Origin of the sequence: Promicromonospora sp. NPDC023987 (assembly GCF_040639055.1) — a bacterium.
Lineage (GTDB): Bacteria > Actinomycetota > Actinomycetes > Actinomycetales > Cellulomonadaceae > Promicromonospora.
Window position 1 is genome coordinate 168033 of sequence record NZ_JBEZZF010000002.1, and the last position, 22469, is coordinate 190501.

The 22469-nt window shown below is 71.6% G+C and carries 17 protein-coding genes; 12 read left to right on the forward strand and 5 right to left on the reverse strand.

The genetic code is table 11. The annotated features are described in order from the left end of the window. The first annotated feature begins 135 nt into the window (after nucleotides 1–135). From AB0F40_RS02150 to AB0F40_RS02170, 5 genes are all read left to right on the forward strand, one after another. The gene (locus AB0F40_RS02150) at nucleotides 136–678 is read left to right on the forward strand and encodes a hypothetical protein (protein ID WP_357463431.1); all 543 of its coding nucleotides are present in this window, start codon (nucleotides 136–138) and stop codon (nucleotides 676–678) included. 227 nt (nucleotides 679–905) lie between these two features. Continuing rightward, on the forward strand, nucleotides 906–1526 hold the full coding sequence (locus AB0F40_RS02155; protein WP_357463434.1) for a signal peptidase II: 621 nt from the start codon (nucleotides 906–908) through the stop codon (nucleotides 1524–1526). Continuing rightward, the gene (locus AB0F40_RS02160; RefSeq protein ID WP_357463437.1) at nucleotides 1526–2455 is read left to right on the forward strand and encodes an RluA family pseudouridine synthase; all 930 of its coding nucleotides are present in this window, start codon (nucleotides 1526–1528) and stop codon (nucleotides 2453–2455) included. Before AB0F40_RS02155 ends, AB0F40_RS02160 begins: the two co-directional genes overlap by 1 nt. Nucleotides 2456–2517: 62 nt before the next feature. Continuing rightward, the gene (dnaE, locus tag AB0F40_RS02165; protein ID WP_357463440.1) at nucleotides 2518–6069 is read left to right on the forward strand and encodes a DNA polymerase III subunit alpha; all 3552 of its coding nucleotides are present in this window, start codon (nucleotides 2518–2520) and stop codon (nucleotides 6067–6069) included. Further along, nucleotides 6066–6611, forward strand: coding sequence for an NUDIX domain-containing protein (locus tag AB0F40_RS02170; RefSeq protein WP_357463443.1), 546 nt, complete (start codon nucleotides 6066–6068; stop codon nucleotides 6609–6611). Before dnaE ends, AB0F40_RS02170 begins: the two co-directional genes overlap by 4 nt. Nucleotides 6612–6649: 38 nt before the next feature. Here AB0F40_RS02170 and AB0F40_RS02175 read toward each other — a convergent pair whose 3' ends face one another. The 3 genes from AB0F40_RS02175 to hisD all read right to left on the reverse strand — a co-directional run bounded on the left by AB0F40_RS02175 (nucleotide 6650) and on the right by hisD (nucleotide 13176). Next, the gene (locus tag AB0F40_RS02175; RefSeq protein ID WP_357463445.1) at nucleotides 6650–7165 is read right to left on the reverse strand and encodes a hypothetical protein; all 516 of its coding nucleotides are present in this window, start codon (nucleotides 7163–7165) and stop codon (nucleotides 6650–6652) included. Between the two features lie 27 nt (nucleotides 7166–7192). Next, on the reverse strand, nucleotides 7193–11569 hold the full coding sequence (locus AB0F40_RS02180; RefSeq protein WP_357463448.1) for a S8 family serine peptidase: 4377 nt from the start codon (nucleotides 11567–11569) through the stop codon (nucleotides 7193–7195). A 281-nt stretch (nucleotides 11570–11850) separates the two neighbouring features. Beyond that, entirely contained in the window at nucleotides 11851–13176 is a 1326-nt protein-coding gene (hisD, locus tag AB0F40_RS02185; RefSeq protein WP_357463451.1) for a histidinol dehydrogenase, read from the reverse strand. A 48-nt stretch (nucleotides 13177–13224) separates the two neighbouring features. On the opposite strand from hisD, the gene AB0F40_RS02190 reads away from it, so the two are divergent. Continuing rightward, complete coding sequence (locus AB0F40_RS02190) at nucleotides 13225–13476, forward strand: RNA-binding S4 domain-containing protein (protein ID WP_357463454.1); 252 nt, start codon at nucleotides 13225–13227, stop codon at nucleotides 13474–13476. 3 nt (nucleotides 13477–13479) lie between these two features. Here AB0F40_RS02190 and AB0F40_RS02195 read toward each other — a convergent pair whose 3' ends face one another. Continuing rightward, nucleotides 13480–13884, reverse strand: a complete 405-nt coding sequence (locus AB0F40_RS02195) for a TIGR03618 family F420-dependent PPOX class oxidoreductase (protein ID WP_357463457.1) — start codon at nucleotides 13882–13884, stop codon at nucleotides 13480–13482. A 93-nt stretch (nucleotides 13885–13977) separates the two neighbouring features. On the opposite strand from AB0F40_RS02195, the gene AB0F40_RS02200 reads away from it, so the two are divergent. From AB0F40_RS02200 to AB0F40_RS02210, 3 genes are all read left to right on the forward strand, one after another. After that, nucleotides 13978–15300, forward strand: a complete 1323-nt coding sequence (locus AB0F40_RS02200; RefSeq protein ID WP_357463460.1) for a glycosyl hydrolase family 18 protein — start codon at nucleotides 13978–13980, stop codon at nucleotides 15298–15300. Between the two features lie 111 nt (nucleotides 15301–15411). Then, nucleotides 15412–16038, forward strand: a complete 627-nt coding sequence (locus AB0F40_RS02205) for a TetR/AcrR family transcriptional regulator (protein WP_357463463.1) — start codon at nucleotides 15412–15414, stop codon at nucleotides 16036–16038. Nucleotides 16039–16066: 28 nt separating this feature from the next. Then, nucleotides 16067–17332 carry a glycosyltransferase gene (locus AB0F40_RS02210; RefSeq protein ID WP_357463466.1) on the forward strand — a complete coding sequence of 422 codons (1266 nt, stop codon included), beginning with the start codon at nucleotides 16067–16069 and terminating at the stop codon, nucleotides 17330–17332. Nucleotides 17333–17348: 16 nt separating this feature from the next. Here the strand turns inward: AB0F40_RS02210 and AB0F40_RS02215 are convergent, their stop codons facing one another. Next, nucleotides 17349–18023 carry a class I SAM-dependent methyltransferase gene (locus AB0F40_RS02215; protein WP_357463469.1) on the reverse strand — a complete coding sequence of 225 codons (675 nt, stop codon included), beginning with the start codon at nucleotides 18021–18023 and terminating at the stop codon, nucleotides 17349–17351. Nucleotides 18024–18105: 82 nt separating this feature from the next. Here AB0F40_RS02215 and AB0F40_RS02220 point away from each other — a divergent pair, with 82 nt between their 5' ends. The 3 genes from AB0F40_RS02220 to hisB all read left to right on the forward strand — a co-directional run bounded on the left by AB0F40_RS02220 (nucleotide 18106) and on the right by hisB (nucleotide 22469). Next, nucleotides 18106–20598, forward strand: a complete 2493-nt coding sequence (locus tag AB0F40_RS02220; RefSeq protein ID WP_357463472.1) for a RecQ family ATP-dependent DNA helicase — start codon at nucleotides 18106–18108, stop codon at nucleotides 20596–20598. An 81-nt stretch (nucleotides 20599–20679) separates the two neighbouring features. After that, nucleotides 20680–21873, forward strand: coding sequence for a histidinol-phosphate transaminase (locus AB0F40_RS02225; protein WP_357463561.1), 1194 nt, complete (start codon nucleotides 20680–20682; stop codon nucleotides 21871–21873). After that, a complete protein-coding gene (hisB, locus tag AB0F40_RS02230) occupies nucleotides 21870–22469 on the forward strand; it encodes an imidazoleglycerol-phosphate dehydratase HisB (RefSeq protein WP_357463475.1) in 600 nt (199 codons plus the stop codon). The genes AB0F40_RS02225 and hisB overlap by 4 nt, the downstream gene beginning before the upstream one ends.

Consider the following 22469-nt stretch of genomic DNA (forward strand, 5'->3'; position numbering starts at 1 on the left):
TGAATTTCTCCACCGATGCTCGTCGGGATGAACCACACACGTGTGGTTCATCGCAATTCCGACTGAGCTATTCGAGGGGGAAACACAATGATCCGAGGATTCCGTGCAACCTGCCGTGCAGGGGCAGCCGTTGTCATGTCGGCCGGCCTGGTCGTCGCCGCGGCATCGGGTGCGAGCGCGATGGTTACGGGCGACTCGCCCGAGCTGATCAGCGCACCCAGCGCCGGCAGCGCGACGGAGGTGGCCGACGGCGCTGCCGCCGCGGCCGACGTGCTCGGCACCACGAGCCCGCTGGGTGTCGTGGGCGCCGACGGTGCGCTGGACGTCCTCGAGGGCTACGGCACCTCGGAGGTCCCCGCGGGCGTCGACGGTGCGATGGTCCCTGAGGACGTCGCGACCGCCGGTGAGGTCGTCGAGATCGGTGGCGACGGCAGCTTCAACGCGCTGAACAACGTCTGTGTCGCCCCCTGGTACTGGGAGGGTCCGGGCAACATCGGCAGCACCGCCAACGTGACCGACTACCAGGCCTGCAACGACGGCCACTACGGCGAGTACGAGCTCGGTGGCGACGGTTCGGTCAACGTCCTGAACAACGTGTGTGTCGCTCCGTGGCACTGGGACGGCCCGCTGAACCTGTTCCAGACGGGTAACTTCACCAAGTACTCGGCTTGCAACTGACGCTTGCGTCAATTGACTGCCGTCGTGCGGTGACGCGAAGGTAGTGCTGCATCTGGTGGGGCCCTTTCCCGGATATTCGGGAAAGGGCCCCGCTGCTTTGTCCGGCAAGGCTGTTTCTGATCATGCGCCGCCCGCGGCAGGCGCGGTGACCAGACCCGATCGTGCCCGTCGTCCACCTTCGGGGCGCGCGAGCCTGGTACCGCCCGCGGCATGGGAGACTTTGCCTGATGTCTACTTCCGCTGAACCACCCGCCGTGGCCGACGACGAGACGGCTCCGGCCACCACGCCCCCGTCGTCGAGCAGTCGTGTGCTCATCGCCTGGACCGTCGCGCTCGCAGCCTTCGTCCTGGCCGCCGACCAGCTGACCAAGTGGTGGGCGGAGTCCGCGCTCGTCGCGAACGCGCCCACGATCCCGCTCGTGGGGGACCTGCTCGGGATCCGGCTGATCTACAACCCGGGCGCTGCGCTGTCGATCGCCTCGGGCTACACGTGGATCCTGACCATCGTCGTGACGGTCGTCGTGGTGTTCATCGTCCGCGCGATCGGACGGATCGGGTCGCGTGGCTGGGCCGTGGCGCTCGGCCTGCTGCTGGGCGGTGCCCTCGGCAACCTGGTGGACCGCCTGGCGCGGGATCCCGGGTTCGCGCGCGGCCATGTCGTGGACTTCATCGACTACGCGGGCTTCTTCGTCGGCAACGTCGCCGACATCGCCGTCGTCTCGGCCGCGGTGCTGATCGGGCTGCTGTCGTTGCGCGGGATCGGCCTGGACGGCAAGCGCCACACGGACGAGGAGCCGGCCGACACGGTGGACGACCCGGCCCGCGACGACCAGGGCGACCCTGCCTGATGGCGCTGCGGACGCTGCCCGTCCCCGACGGGCTCGCGGGCGACCGTGTCGATGCCGCGCTGGCCCGCATGCTGGGCCTCTCCCGGACCCGTGCGGCAGAGCTCGCCGAGGCCGGTGCGGTGCACCTCGACGGGCGCCAGGTGGGCAAGTCGGACCGGGTGCTCCCCGGCGGCTGGTTCGAGGTGGACATGCCGGAGGAGCGGCCCGCCGTCGAGGTGGTGCCTGAGCCCGTGCCCGGGATGGGCATCGTGTACGACGACGACGACCTGGTCGTGATCGACAAGCCGGTCGGTGTGGCGGCGCACCCCTCGCCGGGCTGGACCGGCCCCACCGTGGTGGGTGCGCTGGTCGCCGCGGGCTACCGGGTGTCGACGTCGGGCGCGGCCGAGCGCCAGGGGATCGTGCACCGTCTCGACGTCGGGACGTCGGGTCTGATGGTCGTGGCCAAGTCGGAGCTCGCGTACACCGGGCTCAAGCGCGCCTTCAAGGAGCGCACCGTCGACAAGATCTACCACGCGCTCGCCCAGGGGCACCCGGATCCGACGTCGGGCACCGTCGACGCCCCCATCGGCAGGCACCCGAGCTCGGACTGGAAGTTCGCGGTGACCGCGGACGGCAAGCCCTCGGTGACCCACTACGAGACGCTGGAGATGCTGTCGGCGGCATCGTTGCTGGAGGTGCGCCTGGAGACCGGGCGGACCCACCAGATCCGGGTGCACCTCGCCGCGCTGCGCCATCCGCTCGTGGGCGACCTGACCTACGGCGCCGACCCCGTGCTGGCCACGAAGGTGGGCCTGACGCGGCAGTGGCTGCACGCGCACCGGCTGGGGTTCGAGCACCCCACGACGGGGCGCCGGGTCGAGGTCGAGTCCGGCTACCCGGCCGATCTGGCGGCGGCCCTCGAGGTCGTGCGGGGCGCGTACCGCTGATGTGAGGTTCCGCTCGGCGTTGCTGGGCGGGAGTGTCGGTGACCGCTCTTAGACTCGTGGGCATGCCGACCGCCACCGCTGCCAAGAGCGACGACTTCGTCCATCTCCACGTCCACACCGAGTTCTCGATGCTGGACGGCGCGGCGCGGATCGGCGACCTCATGGAGGAGGTCGGGCGACAGGGCCAGAAGGCCATCGCGACGACCGACCACGGGTACCTGTTCGGGGCGCACGAGTTCTGGGCCCAGGCGCAGAAGGCCGGTATCAAGCCGATCATCGGCGTCGAGGCGTACGTGACGCCGGGCACCAGCCGGTTCGACCAGACGCGGGTGCGCTACGGCGAGGCGGGCCAGGAGTCCGACGACGTGTCGGCGCGTGGTGCGTATACCCACATGACGCTGCTGAGCAAGAACAACACCGGCATGCACAACCTGTTCCGGGCGTCGTCCCTCGCCTCCCTCGAAGGCCAGATGGGCAAGTGGCCCCGCATGGACAGGGACCTGCTGGAGAAGTACTCCGACGGCCTCATCGGGACGACCGGCTGCCCGTCGAGCGAGATCCAGGTGCGGCTCCGGCTGGGCCAGTGGGACGAGGCGGTGCGGCAGGCGGGCGAGCTGCAGGAGATCTTCGGCAAGGAGAACTACTTCGTCGAGCTGATGGACCACGGGCTCGACATCGAGACCCGCGTGACCAAGCAGCTCATCGAGCTGAGCAAGACGATCGGCGCGCCCCTGGTGGCGACCAACGACCTGCACTACGTGCGCGAGGAGGACGCGACCAGCCAGGAGGCGCTGCTCGCGATCAACTCCGGGTCCACGCTGGACGACCCGAACCGGTTCCGGTTCGGCGGCACGGGCTACTACGTGAAGTCGGCCGCCGAGATGCGGCAGATCTTCAAGGAGCTGCCCGAGGCGTGCGACAACACGCTGCTCATCGCCGAGCAGTGCGAGGTGTCGTTCAACGACCAGGCCAACTACATGCCGCGCTTCCCCGTGCCCGAGGGGGAGGACGAGATCTCGTGGTTCATCAAGGAGGTCGAGGCAGGGCTGCTCCGCCGGTACCCGAACGGGTACTCGGACGCGGTGCGCAAGCAGGCCGACTACGAGGTCGAGGTCATCATCCAGATGGGCTTCCCCGGGTACTTCCTCGTGGTCGCCGACTTCATCAACTGGTCCAAGCAGCAGGGCATCCGCGTGGGGCCGGGGCGCGGCTCGGCGGCCGGCTCGATGGTGTCCTACCTCATGGGCATCACCGAGCTGGACCCGCTGGTCCACGGCCTCATCTTCGAGCGCTTCCTCAACCCGGAGCGCGTCTCCATGCCCGACGTCGACGTGGACTTCGACGAGCGCCGGCGCGGTGAGGCCATCCGGTACGTCACGGAGAAGTACGGCGACGACCGGGTGGCGATGATCGTCACCTACGGCACCATCAAGGCCAAGCAGGCGGTCAAGGACTCGGCGCGGCTGCTCGGTTTCCCCTTCGCCATGGGGGAGAAGCTCACCAAGGCGATGCCGCCCGCAGTCATGGGCAAGGACATCCCGCTGTCGGGCATCTTCGACCCGAAGCACGAGCGGTACTCGGAGGCGTCGGAGTTCCGCCAGGTGCACGACACCGACCCGGAGGCGCAGCGGGTCGTCGAGCTCGCGCGCGGTATCGAGGGCCTGAAGCGGCAGTGGGGCGTGCACGCGGCCGGCGTCATCATGTCGAGCGACCCGCTCATCGACATCATCCCGATCATGAAGCGCCCGCAGGACGGCGCGGTGATCACGCAGTTCGACTACCCGACGTCCGAGGGCCTCGGCCTGATCAAGATGGACTTCCTCGGGCTGCGTAACCTCACGATCCTCGACGACGCGCTCGAGAACATCGTGATGAACGGCAAGGACCCGGTCGACATCGAGCACGTGGAGCTCGACGACAAGGCCACCTACGAGCTGCTCGCCAGCGGCAACACGCTCGGGGTGTTCCAGCTCGACGGCGGGGCGATGCGCTCCCTGCTGCGACAGATGCGGCCCGACAACTTCGAGGACGTCTCCGCCGTCATCGCCCTGTACCGGCCCGGGCCGATGGGCATGAACTCGCACATCAACTACGCCCTGCGCAAGAACGGGCAGCAGAAGATCGAGGCGATCCACCCGGATGTCGAGAAGCCGTTCGCGGAGATCCTGGACGAGACGTACGGCCTGATCGTCTACCAGGAGCAGGTCCAGCGCGCCGCCCAGATCATGGCCGGCTACTCGCTCGGCCAGGCCGACCTCCTGCGCCGGGCCATGGGCAAGAAGAAGCCCGAGGTCCTGGCCAAGGAGTACGTCAACTTCGAGAAGGGCGCCAAGGAGAAGGGGTACAACCCGAGTGCGATCAAGGCGGTCTGGGACACGCTCGTCCCGTTCGCCGGTTACGCGTTCAACAAGGCGCACTCCGCTGGCTACGGCCTCGTCGCGTACTGGACCGCCTACCTCAAGGCGAACTACCCCGCCGAGTACATGGCCGGCCTGCTCCAGTCGGTGGGCGACAACAAGGACAAGATGGCGCTCTACCTCAACGAGTGCCGTCGCATGGGCATCACGGTGCTGCCACCGGACGTCAACGACTCGTCGGCGAAGTTCACGGCCGTCGGGGGAGACATCCGCTTCGGCCTCACCGGCGTGCGGAACGTCGGCCGTAACGTCGTGGACGCGATCGTGGCGGCCCGTGAGGAGAAGGGCGTCTACACGTCGTTCCAGGACTTCCTCGACAAGGTCCCCGCGCCGGTCTGCAACAAGCGCACCATCGAGTCGCTCATCAAGGCGGGTGCGTTCGACTCGCTCGGCCACACGCGGCGCTCGCTGCTCGTGGTGCACGAGCAGGCCGTCGACTCCGTGATCAGCGTCAAGCGCAAGGAGGCCGAGGGCCAGTTCGACCTGTTCGCAGACTTCGGCGGTGCGGGCGACGACGAGGCGGGCATGGGCTTCTCCGTCGAGGTGCCGGACCTGCCGGACTGGGAGAAGAAGCAGAAGCTCCAGTTCGAGCGCGAGATGCTCGGCCTGTACGTGAGCGACCACCCGCTGTCCGGCCTGGAGCACGTCCTGCAGCGGGCTGCCGACACCTCGATCGCCTCGCTGATCGCCGACGAGCACCGGCCGGACAACTCCGTGGTGACCGTGGCGGGCCTGCTGACCTCGGTGCAGCGCAAGATGAGCAAGAACGGCAACCCGTGGGCTGCCGTGACCGTCGAGGACCTGGAGGGCGCCGTCGAGGTCATGTTCTTCGGCGAGACCTACCTCGCGTACTCGACGATGCTCGCGGAGGACCAGGTGGTGGTGCTGCGCGGCAAGGTGCGCCGCCGTGACGAGTCGATGCAGCTGCAGGCCATGGAGGTGGCTCTGCCGGACATCACCGTCGGGTCCGACTCGCCGCTGGCCGTGACGGTGCCGCACAGCCGGGCCGTCGAGCCGGTGATCGTGAAGCTGCGGGAGGTGCTCGCCACACACCCCGGGTCGGCGGAGGTACACGTCGTCGTGGCCGAGCCGGGCAAGAAGACCATGGTGCGGGCCTCCGACAGCCTCCGGGTGGAGAAGTCTCCCGCACTGTTCGGCGACCTCAAGGCGCTGCTCGGCCAGGGCTGCCTCTCATGACGAACGCTCCGGGCACCGCCTCCCGGCCCACCCCGGAAGTGCGGGCCGACACGGATCGCTATCGCGAGGGCGACCACGGACGCTTCGCCCTCGTGCCCGCTGCGTACCTCTACTTCCGCAGGGAGGGGCAGGTGCTGCTCCAGCTGCGGCAGGGCACCGGCTACCGCGACGGGTTCTGGGCCTGCGCGGCCGCCGGGCACGTCGAGGAGGGCGAGTCGGTGATCGACACCACAGTGCGTGAGGCGCACGAGGAGCTCGGTGTGGTCGTGGCTCCCGAGGACGTCCGACCGCTGACCGTCCTGCACCGCGGTGAGCCGGGCGGGCCGGCGATCGAGCAGCGCGTGGACTTCATGTTCGAGGTGACCCGCTGGACCGGGACACCGACGATCCAGGAGCCCGAGAAGGCCGCGGACCTGGCGTGGTTCCCGTTCGTCGCGCTGCCGGAGCCGCTGGTGCCGCACGAGGCGGTGGTGCTGCGTGCGATGCACGACGCCGGGCGGCACGGCACGGAGATGCCGCGCATCCTGCCGTACGGGTTCTGACGCGCGACCCGGCGGGCTGAAACCCGGGCCCGGTCGCGTCAGGTATCGCTCGTCTGATCCCGCGCACGCCGGACGGTGCTCGCCTGGTCGGCGCCGCTTCCCTCCTCGGCTGCGGTCCTGTCGTGCGAGCGCACCTGCCGGTGGGCGGTCACCCCACCCAGCAGCAGCGTCGCGCCCACCGACAGCAGGAGTCCTGGAAGATGTCCGGCGGCTCGGGGAGCGACGATCAGGAGGGCACCGCCGACCGTTGTCGCGGCCGCGCCGGCAGCAGCGATCCTGAGCCCCAGCCGCAACCCCGTGGCGCGCTTCTCGGCGCTGCTGCGTGGCGGCGTCCGACGTTCCAACCCCCAGGCGATGAGGGCAATCGGAAGGCAACCGAGGAAGCACACGGCCGACGCGAGCAGGAGGCGGTCGACGGCGGCGAGCACCAGAGCGGCAGCGACCGTCCCCGTCGTGACGCCCCATAGGGCCACCGTGAGCTGACGTGCGGTGAGCCGGCCGTTCATGGTTCCCCCAGAGATGAGCGGAAGGAGGGCGCCTGTCGCGTCTTGCACAGGCGCCCTCCTCCGTGGGCCGTCAGGTCAGCAGGGGCCCGCGTCCTTCCAGGGGCCCCACGGGGCTCCGGGCTCCTGGTTGCGGGTCCACCACTGCGCCTCCCAGAGCCGGCCGTCGTGCGCTACCGTCTCGCCACCCGTGTAGATCCACGAGCTGGTCCACGCCAGGTGGGTGTCCGACTCGCAGACGACCTCGGCACCGACCTCGGCCCACGGGCCCCACGGCGAGGCCCCCGGCCGGTCGCCCCGGCTCCACCACTGGGCGACGAAGACCGCACCGTCGTACGAGACCGAGTCACCGGCCCGGTAGGTGGCCTGTGCCTCCCAGGCAGGCGCTGCGACGCCGGTCACGGCGACATCGACCGATGCGACGGCGGCCGCGGCGTACGGGTCGGACGTGACGTGCTCGGCCGAGTTGGTGTACGTGCCGGTGGTGGCGTCCTCATCCACCGTGACCTCGTACGAGAGCGCGACCGGGTCGATGCTCGGCCCTGCGTAGTCGAGGCAGATGCTGCTGCCGTCGGCCAACGCAGATGCCGGGTCGCTCGCGTTCACCACGGCGGTGCCGAGCGTCCCCGCAAGGTTCTCGATCCCGATGGTGGCCGACGCCGGCAGTGCGCCGACGTCGCCGTACTCGAAGGTGATCTCCGGCCGGTCGTCCGCCACCGAGCTGTAGATCCACGTCTGGAACGTGCCCACGGAGTTGGACAGGTCGGTCGGGTCACCGCCGAACTCGAACGGGTCGTCCCACTGGACCACGGCGACCTCGCCACCGGAGGTGGCCAGCCGCACACCGCGGTCGTCGGCCAGCGAGAGCTCCAGGTCGGACCACAGCGGCGCGATGACGCCGTTCGGCTCCGCCTTGGCGGGCACCTCCTGGGGCTCCCACGGCGTTCCGGCGTAACCGCCGGCGATGGTGACCAGGCCGTCCTCGGACACGGTGAGGTGCGGAGACTGCTCGGCGTAGTGCGGGAACGGTCCGATGTTCGGGAACGCGTTGACGGCGGCGCTGTCGCCGTCGAGCGAGCTGAACCCGACGCCGGCCGCACCCAGGTCCTGGAACCCGGACCAGGCGGCGCACTGCGGGTCGGTGTCCGGCGTGGACGCCTCGTAGGCACCCGCAACACCCACGGCCGTCGGCAGGTCGACCTCCCACGTGATGGTCTGGCCGTCGACCACGCCGCCGCCGGTCACCGACTCGGGGTCGATGCTCAGCCCGTCGGGCACCGTGTCGGTGATCGTGTAGGTCAGGTCCTCCGGGGTCACGTTGGGCGCGACGGTGAGGTCGTACCCGATGGTGTCGCCGATCCCCGCGGTGTCCGTGGACGCGGTCTTGGTCACGTCGTCGGCCACGCGGGACAGGCGGACGGGGATCTCCCCGATGTCGCCGGGGCTGTCCGGCGAGGTGCCCAGCACCGCGGTACCGAAGAACAGGTCACCCTCTGCGGCGTCGGGCAGGTCCCAGTGCACGCGGACGTCGTACGGCTCGCCCGCCGGCACCTGGCCCTCCGGCCCGGCCACGCCCGCGTTGCCCAGGTCCTCGGACGGGACGACGGCGGTGGCGAGCACGTGCTCGTCCGGCTGGTCCTCGCTGCCGCCCCAGTTCTGGATCAGCACCCACCAGGTCCCGGCGTCCGGGTCGGGGACGTCGCAGGCCTCTGCCGAGGCCGACGTGGTGGAGGCGCACACCTGGGTCTCCGCGCTCGGCGTGTCCCCTGTACCCACGAACATGTCGAGGTCCGGCGCCTCTGCCTCGGCGACCTCCGCCACGAGCCGCGCCGCGCCGTCGGGCACCTCCAGCGTGGTGACGTGCACCTGGCTCAGGTCGTCGAAGGGTGAGTCGTTGGTCGGGTCCTGGCTGAGCGAGCCCTCGTGGAGGTCGGCCTCGACCAGGCCACGCACCGAGCCGGTGAAGTCGGTGACCTCGATGGAGCTGATGTCGGTCACGGCCTGCGAGCCGGCGTCGCGACGGGTGGTGATCTCCACCTCGGCGGGCAGGATCGCCACCGCCGGGACGACGGCGACCGGCAGGGTCACCACCGGAACGTCCGGGTTGCTCGGCGTGAGCGTGATGCGCCCGAACAGCGTCTCGCCCTCAGGGGCGCCCACCACGTCGGCGGAGACCGCGATGTCGAGCGAGTCACCCGGCGACACGGCGGCCTCGGCCAGGTCCACCGAAACCGTCAGGCCCTCGTCGGAGTCGACCGACGCGGTCCACGTGACGTCTGCCGGGGCGGACGGCGGGACCTGTGCGGTGCGCTCCCACGAGCACGTGGCCAGGCACTGCGAGTCGGCGAAGGACGGGAGGTTGAGCGTCTTGGGGTCGCCGCCCGCCTCCGGGTCGGCCGCGAGGTAGTTCGCGTGGGTCTCGTCGAACAGCAGACCCGCCTGCGCGGCGAGCCCGATGTCCATGTGGCCGCTGCCCTGCTCGTACGGGGTGGCGGGCGAGCCGTCGAAGTCCACCACGCTGGTGCGCGCCGTGGTCATGAGCGCCGACTGCTGCTGTGCCGGGCTCCAGTCGGGGCGGGCCTGCGTGAGCAGGGCTCCGGCTCCGGCTACGTGCGGGCTCGACATCGACGTGCCCGAGATGATGCCGTACTCGACGTGGTCGTACGCGCCGTCGGCCACGCCGTACGCGGCGAGGATGTCCACGCCGGGCGCGGTGATGGACGGCACTATCGTGTCGACGGCCCGGTTGGGGCCGCGCGAGGAGAAGCTGGACATCGTGTCGCCGAGGGCGTCGTCCTGCGTGAACGTGGTGCCCGCGATGGCGCCGGTGTGGCCGGACCCTTCGGCCAGCCAGGCCTTCAGCGTCTCGCCGTCCTCATACCCGAGGAACACGCCGGGGACCGCGAACGCGTCGCCGAGCACGGAGCTGCCGTTGACCTCGTCGTTCGCCAGGACGAAGCCGGCGGCGCCCTGTGCGGCGACGTTGGCCGACTTCTCGACGCGGCCGTTGCCGCCACGGTCGCAGAGGACGATCTTGTCGGCGAACTCCGCCTCGTGACCCGAGGTGGCGAGGCACTGGGGGTCGTCGACCGAACCCGCGTAGACGATCTCCGTGGCGGGCAGGGACCCGGTCAGGGACTTGCCGGTGAGGTCGCCCAGGTCGCCCGCGCTGCTGGTCAGGTTCGTCAGCGAGTTGAACGCGTGCCGGTTGTGCGTCGAGGCGCCGACCGACGTGATCCACGGCGCGTCGGAGGGGGAGCCGGTCGTGGCGAACCCGGGACCGTCGTTGCCGTTGGAGGTGGCCACGAAGATGCCCGCGGCACGCGCGTTGAGGAACCCGAGCGCGTCGAAGTCGTTCCACAGGTCCGACGGCGAGGACGAGCCGATCGAGTAGTTGATGACGTCGACGCCGTCGGCGATGGCCTGGTCGATCGAGGCGGTCAGGCCCGCGGTGGTGCAGCAGCCGCGGTAGCTGATCACGTTCGCGTGCGGGGCCACACCCGAGATGTCGAAGGGCGGCGGGTTCGTACCCTCCGGGGCGCTGGGCTGCACGTCGTCGACGACGTTGCCGCCGGACGTCGAGGCCGTGTGCGAGCCGTGCCCGTCCTCGTCCAGGGCGCTCCGGTCGGTGTCGGTCAGGAACCCGTAGGCGCCGATCAGCTTGCCGTTGCACGGGAAGTCGGGGTCGTACTGGTCGGTGTTCGCCGGGTCGCACGCGCCCAGGTAGTTGCCCGCGCCGAGCGGGTTGGTGTGCGTGTAGCCGTCGTCGCCGGTCTCGGCGAACGACGGGCTGCTCGGGTGGATCCCGGTGTCGATGGTGCCGATGACGACACCCTCGCCCTGGTAGTCCTCCGGCAGGCCCAGCTCCTCGACGGCGTTCCACAGCGCGTCCGCGTTGCTCCAGACCGGGCCGGAGTCGGTGTGCAGCTCGTGCTCGCGGTCCAGCGCGATGTGCTCGACGGCAGGGTCCTTGGCGATCTCGGCGGCCTCGCCGGGGGTAAGGACGGCCGAGACACCGTTGACGGCGTACTGGTACGTGAACGGCACCTCGACGTCGTGCCCGACGGTGCGCTCCATGCGGGTGACGAAGTCGTCCTGCTCCGCCTCGAGGAACTCGGTGTACTCACGTACGCGGGGCGCCGACGGGTCGAGCGTCCGACCGGACCGGGGCGCCGTCGCGTCCAGGCCGCTGACGCCGCCGTCGTAGGTGGGCACAGCTGCGTCGGCCAGCCGGATCAGATAGGTGCGCTCCGCCTTCCCGCGCCCGAGCGACAGCTTCTGCATGGCGGGGGTGCGCTCGACGCCGGGCTGCGGGGTGGTCTCGGCAGGTACGAGGTTCTCGGCGAGGGCGTCCCGCGGATCGGTCTTGTCCGCTGCGGGTGGGGCGGCAGGTACTGCGACGGCCGCCGGCGCGGCCACGGCCGCTAATGCCGTGACGGCCGCTATGACGAGCATGGACGTTCTGGACCGGTGAGACATCGACGGCTCCCTCAGTACGGCAGCGATGGAACGAGCTCGAACAGGTGCTCGCTATTCCTTCGCAGGTCAGGAGTCCGTGTCAATGATTCCGCACAGGATTCACCCGCTCCGGGCTCCGCCGCGGCGCCCTGATCCGGCCCTCGCCGTCTTGCCCGGCCGCCAACCCCCTTCGAGGCCTAAGTTTCTTCGCTTTGGGACCCGCCAAAGCGAAGAAACTTAGGCCTCGAAGGAGATCGGAGCAGCCGGGACAGCAGGAGTCAGTGGAAGCGGCCCCGGACGGCCTCGCCGTGTGCCGGGAGGTCCTCGTCGTTGGCCACGGCGACGATGCGGTCCGCCAGCTCCTCCAGGGCGTCCCGGGTGTACTCGACCTGCTGCACCGACTTCAGGAAGCTGTGCACGCCCAGCCCGCTCGCGAAGTGCGCGGTGCCTCCGGTCGGCAGCACGTGGTTGGACCCGGCCATGTAGTCGCCCAGCGAGACCGGTGACCACGGTCCGACGAAGATCGCGCCCGCGCTGTGCACCCGGGAGGCGACCCTGGCGGCGTCGGCCGTCTGGACCTCGAGGTGCTCCGCGCCGTAGGCGTTGACGACCGCCACGCCGGCAGCGACGTCGTCCACCAGGACGATCGCGGACTGCGGGCCGTCCAGGGCGCGTGCCACCCGCGTGGAGTGCTTGGTGGCGGACGCGAGGTCCTGCACCCGGGCCTCGACCGCGGACGCCAGCTCGACCGAGTCGGTGACCAGCACGGACGCTGCCATCGGGTCGTGCTCGGCCTGGCTGATCAGGTCGAGGGCCACGTGCCCGGCGTCGGCGGTGGCGTCGGCGAGGACGGCGATCTCGGTCGGCCCGGCCTCCGCGTCGATCCCGACGATGCCCCGCACCAGCCGCTTCGCCGCGGCGACGTACACGTTGCCGGGGCCGGTGATGACGTCGACGGGCTCGCACAGCGTCTCGCCGTCCTGCGGCTCGGTGCCCGCCGCCCCGTAGGCGAACATCGCCACCGCCTGCGCACCGCCCACCGCGTAGACCTCGTCCACGCCGAGCAGCGCGCACGCCGCCAGGATGGTCGGGTGCGGCAGCCCGCCGTTGTCCTTCTGCGGCGGGGATGCCACGGCGAGGCCGGGCACACCAGCCTCCTGCGCGGCGACGACGTTCATCACCACCGACGACGGGTACACCGCCAGCCCGCCGGGCGCGTACAGGCCCACGCGCTGGACGGGGATCCAGCGCTGCCGCACGACGGCGCCGGGCGCCAGGTCGGTCACGTGGTCGGCGGGGAGCTGCTCCGCGTGGACCCGCCGGACCCTGCGGATGGACTCCTCGAGGCCCCGGCGCACCAGGGGCGTGAGGCTGTCGAGGGCGTCGGTCAGCGTGGCGGCGGGGACGCGCAGGTGCTCGGGCGCTATCCCGTCGAACCGCAGCGCGATCTCGCGCAGCGCGGCCGCTCCGCCCTCACGGACCTGGCGGAGCAGCGGCTCGACCACATGGACGGCCTCGTCCACTCCGACCTCGGCACGGGGTAGGACGTCGAGGAGAGCGCGGCGCCCGAGGGCCTGGCCGCGCAGGTCGATGCGTTGGATCACCATGCCAGTCTATGTGCCATCCAATGGCGGCAGGCGGGGGACAATGGTGTGGTGTCCAACTCTGCCTTCGAATCCGGCTCCGTCCCCGAGGTCCCGATCCGTGACGACGTCATCCGCCTGGGCCAGTTCCTCAAGCTCGCGGACCTGGCCGAGGACGGCGCGCAGGCGCGCGACCTCATCGCCGACGGGGAGGTGCGCGTCAACGGCGACGTCGAGACCCGCCGCGGCCGCCAGCTGGTCCGTGGCGACGTGGTGAGCGTCGCGGTCCCGGCGGGCGAGGAGTCGGCCCAGGTCGGCTGACCGTCAGGACGCCATGTAGGTCGAGGCCATCACCTTGTCGACGGCCACGCGCAGCACGACGCGCTCCGGGTTCGGCGCCAGCTGGCGGTAGCGGCGCGCGTACCGCTCGACGGCGTCGGCGATCTCCGCCTCGTCCGTACTGACGGCGATGATGCCCTCCAGCGTGATCCAGCGGCCGCCCGACACCTGGCAGAGAGCGGCACGCGGAGCGCCGCCGTCGGGTGCGGGCACCGCGTTGCGCGCCTTGTACGAGGTGCGGTTCGTGGTGATCCGCGCGACTCCGGCGTCGGCGTCCCAGGTGAAGGCGACCGGGACCACGTGCGGCGTCCCGTCGGGACGCAGGGTGCTGAGGGTCGCGAGGTGGCGCTCGGTGACGAAGACGAGCTGCTCGGGGTTGAGTCGGATCACTCCGCGAGTCTAGGTGTGGGTTCCCCGTATTCCCCGCCGCACGGCATTTGGCTAGCGTTCCTGACAAATGCCCGTGTCCCCGAAGGAGTGGTCATGAGACGGCGTACCTCGTTCCTGGCGGCCGGAGTCGCCGCCCTGCTCGTCACCGGACTGGCGATCCCCGCCGTCGTCGCGTACTCCGGCCCCGTCGCCCAGGCGGCCGCCGACTGCGCCGCTCCGACGTGGGCCGAGGGCAGCACCTATGCTGCCGGCGACCACGTGACCCACCTGGGCCGCGGCTACACCGCACTCGTCGGGCACACGGCGCACGTGGGCGCGGGCTGGACGCCGGGCGCCACGCCGAGCCTGTGGACCGACGACGGCGCGTGCGCCACCGAGCCGGACCCGGACCCCACGGACCCGACGCCGGACCCCGAGCCGGATCCCACGGACCCGACGCCCGACCCTGAGCCCACGCCGACCGACTGCAGCCAGCGGCCGCGCCCGTCGGGCAAGGTGCTGCAGGGCTACTGGGAGAACTGGGACGGCGCGAGCAACGGCGTGCACCCCGGGATGGGCTGGATCCCGATCACGGACGCACGGATCACGCAGCACGGCTACAACGTGGCGACGCTGGCGTTCCCCGTGATCCTGCCGGACGGCACGGTCCTGTGGGAGGACGGCATGGACTCCGGCGTGCAGGTGCCGTCACCGGAGGAGATGTGCGCCGCGAAGGAGAGCGGCCTGACGATCCTGATGTCGATCGGCGGGGCCACCGCGGGGATCGACCTGTCCTCGCAGGCGGTGGCGGACCGGTTCGTCGAGACCATCGTGCCGATCCTGCGGGAGCACAACTTCGACGGGATCGACATCGACATCGAGACGGGCCTGACCGGCAGCGGCTCGATCACGCAGCTGTCGACGTCGCAGGCCAACCTGATGCGGATCATCGACGGGGTGCTCGCGGGGATGCCCGACGGGTTCGGGCTGACGATGGCACCCGAGACCGCCTATGTGACCGGCGGCAGCGTCGTCTACGGCTCAATCTGGGGCTCGTACCTGCCCATCATCAAGAAGTACGCGGACAACGGCCGGCTCTGGTGGCTCAACATGCAGTACTACAACGGCAGCATGTACGACTGCTCCGGCAACTCCTACGCAGCGGGCACCGTCGAGGGGTTCCGGGCGCAGACCGACTGCCTCGACGACGGGCTCGTCATCCAGGGCACCACGATCCGGGTGCCGTACGAGAAGCAGGTGCCGGGCCTGCCGGCCCAGGTGGGTGCGGGCGGGGGATACATGGCGCCGTCGCTCGTGTCGCAGGCGTACGGGACGTACGACGGGGCGCTCAAGGGCCTCATGACCTGGTCCATCAACTGGGACGGGTCGCGAGGCTGGACCTTCGGCGACAACGTGCAGGCGCTGCAGGGCCGGTAGCCGCTGCCCGACGGCGGACGCGCGGGCGTTCCGCCGTCGGAAAGCGTGACGCAGCCAACGCTTGAGAACATCTGACTGATCTGTTTTTATGGCCTCCGAAGGAGGCTCACCATGCCACGAGGGTTCACCGCCCACGAGCGGGACCGGATCAGCAGGGCACTGCTCGCCGCGGGCCGGGACCTGTTCACCAGGCAGGGTCTGCGCAAGACGGCGCTGGAGGAGCTCGTCGCTCCGGCCGGCATCGTGAAGAGCACGTTCTACCAGTTCTTCGACTCGAAGGAAGCGCTGTACCTCCAGCTCATGGTGGAGGAGGCGGGCGAGGTCAGGACCCAGGTCATCGACCGTGCCCTGCTGTCCACCGACGACGCGCGCGAGGGGCTGCTCCGGTTCCTGCACGCCACCCTGGACGTGCTGGAGAACAACCCGCTGTGGCGGCGCCTGGTGACCCACCCCGACGAGATGGCGGCGGTAGCGGCGCGCCTCGGCCCGGAGCACATGGCGGCGATGGGGGACACCAACCCCGCCACGGCGCTGCTGGACTACGTCCGGGAGCGGCAGGTGCGCGGAGACCTGATCGGCGACGACCCCGGCGCCGCGGTCGGGGCCCTGCAGACGGTCCTGCTGATCCCGCTGAACACCCGGTACCTCGCCGACCCCGGTGCCTACCGCACGACGTTCGACCTGGTCGCCGACCTCGTCGCGACCGGGCTGACCACTCGACGAGGAGACCCGGCATGACCGCGCGCACCCGCACCGAGGCCGCCCGATGAGGGCGCTGCTCATGACGCTGGGGACGCGCGGCGACGTGCAGCCGTTCCTCGCGCTGGCACAGGGTCTGCAGGCGGCCGGGCACGAGGCGGTCGTCGTCGCGCCCCACCGGTTCGCGGACTTCGCCGCCGCGCACGGCGTCACCTTCGCGGGGGTCGACGACGGGCCCATGGCGCTCCTGGACGGCGAGAACGCCGGCGCGCTGCTCGAGGGCGGCATCGGTACCCGGCTGAAGCTGATGCGCACCCTGCCGGCGATGTTCAAGCGCGTCCTGGAGGACTGCTGGTCCGTCGCGCGCGACTCCGGAGCCGACGTGGTGGTCCACAACGGCCAGATCGTCGCCGGCCAGCACGTCGCCGAGGCGCTGGGCGTGCCCGCCGTGCTCGCGCTGCCCATCCCGATGTACGTGCCGACCCGCGAGTTTCCCTGGCCGGGCATGGAGCTGCCGGCCCGGCTGCCCGCCACCCTGAACCGCGCGACGTTCGCCGGCATGAGGAGCACGGCGCTGATGTTCAGCGGCGGCATCGACCGCTGGCGCCGCGACGCGCTTGGCCTGCCGCGCCGGCGTGGGCGGCACGACCCGGTGCGGCGGCCCGACGGCGGGCACGCCCCCGTGCTGCACGCGTACAGCCCCTCGGTGCTGCCGCGGCCCGCCGACTGGCCCTCGGAGGCCCGGACCACCGGGTACTGGGAGCTGGCCGGCGAGCCGGGCCCCCTGCCGGAGGACCTGCGCCGCTTCATCGCGGACGGCACACCGCCCGTCTTCATCGGCTTCGGCTCGATGGCCGGCGCCGACCCCGCACGGACCACCCGCACGGTGCTGGACGCGGTCCGGCGGTCCGGGTGCCGCCTCGTCGTCGGCGCAGGCTGGGGCGGCCTGGACGTCAGCGACCTTCCCAGCGACGTGCTCGCGGTGACCGACGTCGACTACCGCTCCCTGTTCCCGCACCTGGCCGCCGTGGTGCACCACGGCGGTGCCGGCACCACCGGCGTCGCCTTCGCCGCCGGCCGGCCACAGCTCGTCTGCCCGTTCGTGGCCGACCAGCCGTTCTGGGGCCGCCTCGTGCAGCGGCTCGGCGTGGGCCCGGCGCCGCAGCCGCAGAAGAAGCTCGAACCGGCGGCGCTCGCGGCCGCCCTGAGGGAGCTGGTCGGCAGCCCGGCCATGTCCCGCGCCGCGCGGCGCATCGGCGAGCAGGTGCGGGCCGAGGACGGCGTCGGCGCGGCGGTACGGGCGCTGGAGGTGATCGCCCGGCAGCGTGCGTGACCGGCCGCGGTCGGCGTCAGTCGTCCGCGCCGGGCGTGCGCACCACGGCGTACTGATAGCGGTGGTTGCTGCCCGGCCGGCTCGGCCGCGTCCACCAGGACTCGACCGTGCCGTGCTCGCCGAGACGCTCGTGGACCATCTGGTCGGTGCGGCGGTGGAAGTAGCGGGGCGGCCCGTACTCCTCGCCGGGTTCGGCCTGCGGGCCCACGGTCAGCTCCAGGGCGCCCCACATCCCGACTGCGAACAGACCGCCGGGCACGAGCACACGCGTGATCTCGGTCAGCGCTGCGTCCAGCTCGGCGTCGTCGAGATGCATCAGCGTGCTCATGGACCAGGCGGCGTCGAAGGTGTGGTCGCCGAACGGGAGGTCGGTCGCGGACGCGACCCGTGCGTCCAGGCCTGCCGCGCGGGCGACCTCGACCATGCCGGGGGAGAGGTCCGTCCCCGTGTACTCGAGCCCTGCCGCCGCGATCGCCGCGCCGTCGCGTCCCGGGCCGCAGCCGACCTCCAGCACGGCGCGTCGTCGCTCGGCGGCGAGCACGGCGAGGAACTCCTCCTGCGCGGCCGTGCGCCAAGGCGGGATGGGCCGGTGGGCGCGGTCGGCGGCCTCGGCGTCGTAGTAGGCCAAGAAGTCCGCGCGGCGCGCTTCCCGGTCCGCCTGCGGGTCGGGCACGTTCGTGGTGGAGGTCACGGGCGGTGATTCTATGGACCTCCGGCCAGGATCTGTGGATAACCCGCTCGCGGTGTCGGTGGCTGCTCTTAGGATCGATGACGTGACCAAGGACCCCTTCGCAGATCTGCCCTTCAACGTGGAGGAGCCGCCGGACGACGCAGCGTTCCTGACCGAGGTCGGTGACCCGGCGCCCCCGCCCTCCGCCCGGAACACCCCCGAGGCGCAGGCCGCCAAGCTCCAGATGCTGCGCGGCCTGCTGGACGAGGGGGCAGCGGCCGCCGCGGCGACGGAGGCTGCCGCACCGCCGGTCGCGGACCCGGCACCGGACGCGCCGGCCGCGCAGGCCGAGCCGGTGGTCGAGCCCGAGCCGGCCGTGCGGCCGGTCACCACCGCCACGCCGGGCGCCTCGCTCCGTGAGGAGGCCGAGACCGCGCTGCGCGAGCTGGTCGGCCGCGACGACGCCCGGCTGCGCGACGACCAGTGGACGGCGATCGAGGCGCTGGCCGCGTTCCGCCGCCGGGCGCTCGTGGTGCAGCGCACCGGGTGGGGCAAGTCGGCCGTGTACTTCGTCGCGACCAAGCTCCTGCGCGCCCGTGGCGCCGGGCCGACCGTGATCGTGTCGCCGCTGCTGGCTCTCATGCGTGACCAGATCTCGGCGGCGTCGCGTGCGGGCATCCGCGCGGTGACCATCAACTCGGCCAACATGACCGAGTGGGACGAGGTGCACGCGTCGATAGCGCGCGGCGAGGTCGACGTGCTGCTGTGCTCGCCGGAGCGCCTGAACAACCCCGCCTTCCGGGACGAGGTGCTCCCGCGCCTGGCCGCCGACGCCGGGCTCGTGGTCATCGACGAGGCGCACTGCATCTCCGACTGGGGCCACGACTTCCGGCCCGACTACCGGCGCATCCGCACGCTCCTGGCCGACCTGCCCACCGGCATCCCCGTGCTCGCCACGACCGCGACCGCGAACGAGCGGGTCACGCAGGACGTGGCCGAGCAGCTCGCCGTGCACGCGGACGGCGCGAGCCACGAGGACGTGCTCGTGCTCCGCGGCGGGCTCGACCGCGAGTCGCTGCACCTGGCCGTGCTGGAGCTCGGCGACCAGCCCACGCGCGTGGCGTGGCTGGCCGAGGCCCTGCAGGACATCGAGGGCTCCGGCATCGTGTACTGCCTCACCGTGTCGGCGGCCGAGCAGGTCGCCGAGCAGCTGCGCGGCTATGGCCTCGGGGTCGCCGCGTACACCGGCCGCACCGAGCCGGCGCAGCGCGAGCAGCTGGAGGCCGACCTCAAGAACAACGAGGTCAAGGCGCTGGTCGCGACGTCGGCGCTGGGCATGGGCTTCGACAAGCCGGACCTGGCGTTCGTCGTGCACCTGGGCGCACCGTCCTCGCCGATCGCGTACTACCAGCAGGTGGGCCGGGCCGGCCGTGGCGTCGACCAGGCGCTGGTGGTGCTGCTCCCGGGTGTCGAGGACAAGGCGATCTGGGACTGGTTCGGCGAGCAGGCGTTCCCCGCCGAGGGGCAGGTGCGGGCCACGCTCGACGCCCTGCGCGGCGGCGGCACCATGTCGACGGCGGTGCTGGAGACGCAGGTGGACCTGCGGCGGTCCCGCCTGGAGACCATGCTCAAGGTGCTCGACGTCGACGGGGCGGTCCGTCGGGTGCGCGGCGGCTGGGAGTCCACCGGGCAGGCGTGGTCGTACGACGCCGAAAGGTACGCAAGGGTCGCCGCCAACCGGGCCGCGGAGCAGCAGGCGATGGTGGACTACGTGAGCACCCAGGGCTGCCGCATGGCGTACTTGCGTGCCCAGCTCGACGACCCGGAGCTGACGCCGGGCTGGCAGTGCGGGCGCTGCGACCGGTGCGGCGCGATGGACCTGCCCGAGGCGCCCGACGCCGAGGCGGTCGCCGCGGCGCGTGCCGAGATGGACCGCCCGGGTGTCGAGGTCGAGACCCGCAAGATGTGGCCGACCGGTCTGGCGTCCATCGGCCTGGACCTGAAGGGAAAGATCCCGCCGGCCGAGCTGGCCGAGCCGGGACGGGCCGTCGCCCGGCTCGACGGTCTCGGCTGGTCCGGCCCGCTGCGCGAGCTGCTCGCCCCGACGGCGAGCGACGGTGAGCTTCCGGTACCGCTGCGCCGGGCCGCCGCGCGGGTGCTCGACGAGTGGAGTGCGCTGCGCCCGCTCGCCGTGCCCGCCGGGGCGGACGACGGGGAGACCGGTGCCGCGGAGCCCGGCCCGCTCGTGATCGAGGCCGTCGTGGCGGTGCGGTCCATCAAGCGGCCGCAGCTGTCGTACCACCTGGCCACCGGGCTGGCGAAGTACCTCGGCGTACCGATGATCGGCGCGATCGGCCCGGTCGCGGGGCAGGAGGAGCCGGGCCGGCACGACGTGAACTCCGCCATGCGGCTCGCCGGGGTGACCCGTCGGCTGCAGCTGCAGCTCGGCGAGGGCGCGCTCCGTGGGCTGCCGGGGCGCACCGTCCTGCTGGTGGACGACTACACGGACTCCGGCTGGACGCTCACGGTCGCCGCTCGGCTGCTCCGCCAGGCCGGTGCGGCCGCCGTGTACCCGTTCGTGCTCGGTGTGCGGTGATCGCGCGGTGACCAGGCCCACTCGCCCGGTGGGCGGACTCACACCAGGTCGGCGCCGCGCGGTTCGTAGACTGGTCCGGTGATGACCAACGCCGTCGACCAGCACAGCGCGGAGGACAACGCACCCGCTCCCTCGGTGCGGCTGCCGCTGCGCCCCGAGCTGGCGGACGAGAAGCCCTATGGCGCGCCCCAGCTCGACGTCCCGGTGCTGCTGAACGTCAACGAGAACCCGTACCCGCCCGGCGAGGAGGTGGTCGCGACCATCGCCGAGGAGGTGGCGCGCGCCGCCCGCGGGATGAACCGCTACCCGGACCGCGATGCGACGGACCTGCGCCGGGACCTGGCCGACTATCTTGAGGTGGAGACCGGCGTCCGCCTGGAGCACCTCGACGTGTGGGCGGCGAACGGGTCCAACGAGGTGATGCTGCACGTGCTCCAGGCCTTCGGTGGCCCGGGCCGTACGGCGCTGTCGTTCGCCCCCACGTACTCGATGTACCCGGAGTACGCGCGCGACACGCACACCGCCTGGGCGGTCGGTCGCCGCGAGGACGACTTCACGCTCGACCCGGCCTACGCCGCCGAGACGATCCGCGAGGTGCGGCCGTCGGTGATCCTGCTGGCCAGCCCCAACAACCCGACGGGGACGGCGTTGCCCGCCGCCACGGTCGAGGCGATCTGCGAGGCAGCGCTCGGCGTCGACATCGACGGGGCGCACCCCGTCGTCGTGGTCGACGAGGCGTACGCGGAGTTCCGCCGGCCCGGTACGCCGTCGGCGGTCGCGCTCCTGGCCCGGTACCCCAACCTCGCCGTGTCCCGCACCATGTCCAAGGCGTTCGCCGCGGCCGGCGCCCGGGTCGGTTACCTGGTCGCGTCCCCCGGCTTCGTGGACGCGCTGCGGATCGTGCGCCTCCCGTACCACCTGAGCGCGATCACGCAGGCAGCGGCGGGTGCCGCGCTGCGGCACCGGGAGTCGCTCATGGCGCAGGTCGCCACGCTGCGCGCCGAGCGCGACGACTGCGTCGCCTGGCTGCGCGCGCAGCGGCTGCCGAGCGGTCTCCCGTTCGAGGTGGCCGAGACGGACGCCAACTTCGTGCTGTTCGGCACGTTCAGCGATCGGCACGCGGTGTGGCAGGGTCTGCTGGATCGCGGCGTGCTGATCCGCGAGACCGGCCCCGACGGCTGGCTGCGGGTGTCGATCGGCACGTCCGCGGAGATGGCCGCGTTCCGCGCGGCACTCACCGAGGTCTTGCGGCAGCAGGGAGAGGAACAGTCATGAGCAGGTCTGCACGCATCGAGCGCGCCACCTCCGAGTCGAAGGTGCTGGTCGAGCTCGACCTGGACGGCACCGGCCGGACCGAGATCAGCACGAGCGTGCCGTTCTACGACCACATGCTCACCGCGCTCGGCAAGCACTCGCTGATCGACCTCACCGTGCAGGCGACCGGCGACACCCACATCGACGCCCACCACACGGTGGAGGACGTCGCCATCAGCATCGGTGAGGCGCTGCGTCAGGCGCTCGGCGACAAGGCCGGGATCTCCCGGTTCGGCGACGCGCTCGTGCCGCTCGACGAGGCGCTCGCCCAGGCGGTCGTGGACGTGTCGGGCCGGCCCTACCTGGTGCACGAGGGCGAGCCCGCCGGTCAGGAGTACCACCTCATCGGCGGCCACTTCACCGGTTCGCTGACGCGGCACGTGCTGGAGTCGATAGCCCACCACGCCGGCATCTGCCTGCACGTGCGGGTGCTCGCGGGCAGGGACCCGCACCACATCGTCGAAGCTCAGTTCAAGGCGCTGGCGCGTGCGCTGCGCGCCGCCGTCGCCGTCGACCCGCGGGTCGACGGCATCCCGTCCACGAAGGGTGCGCTCTAG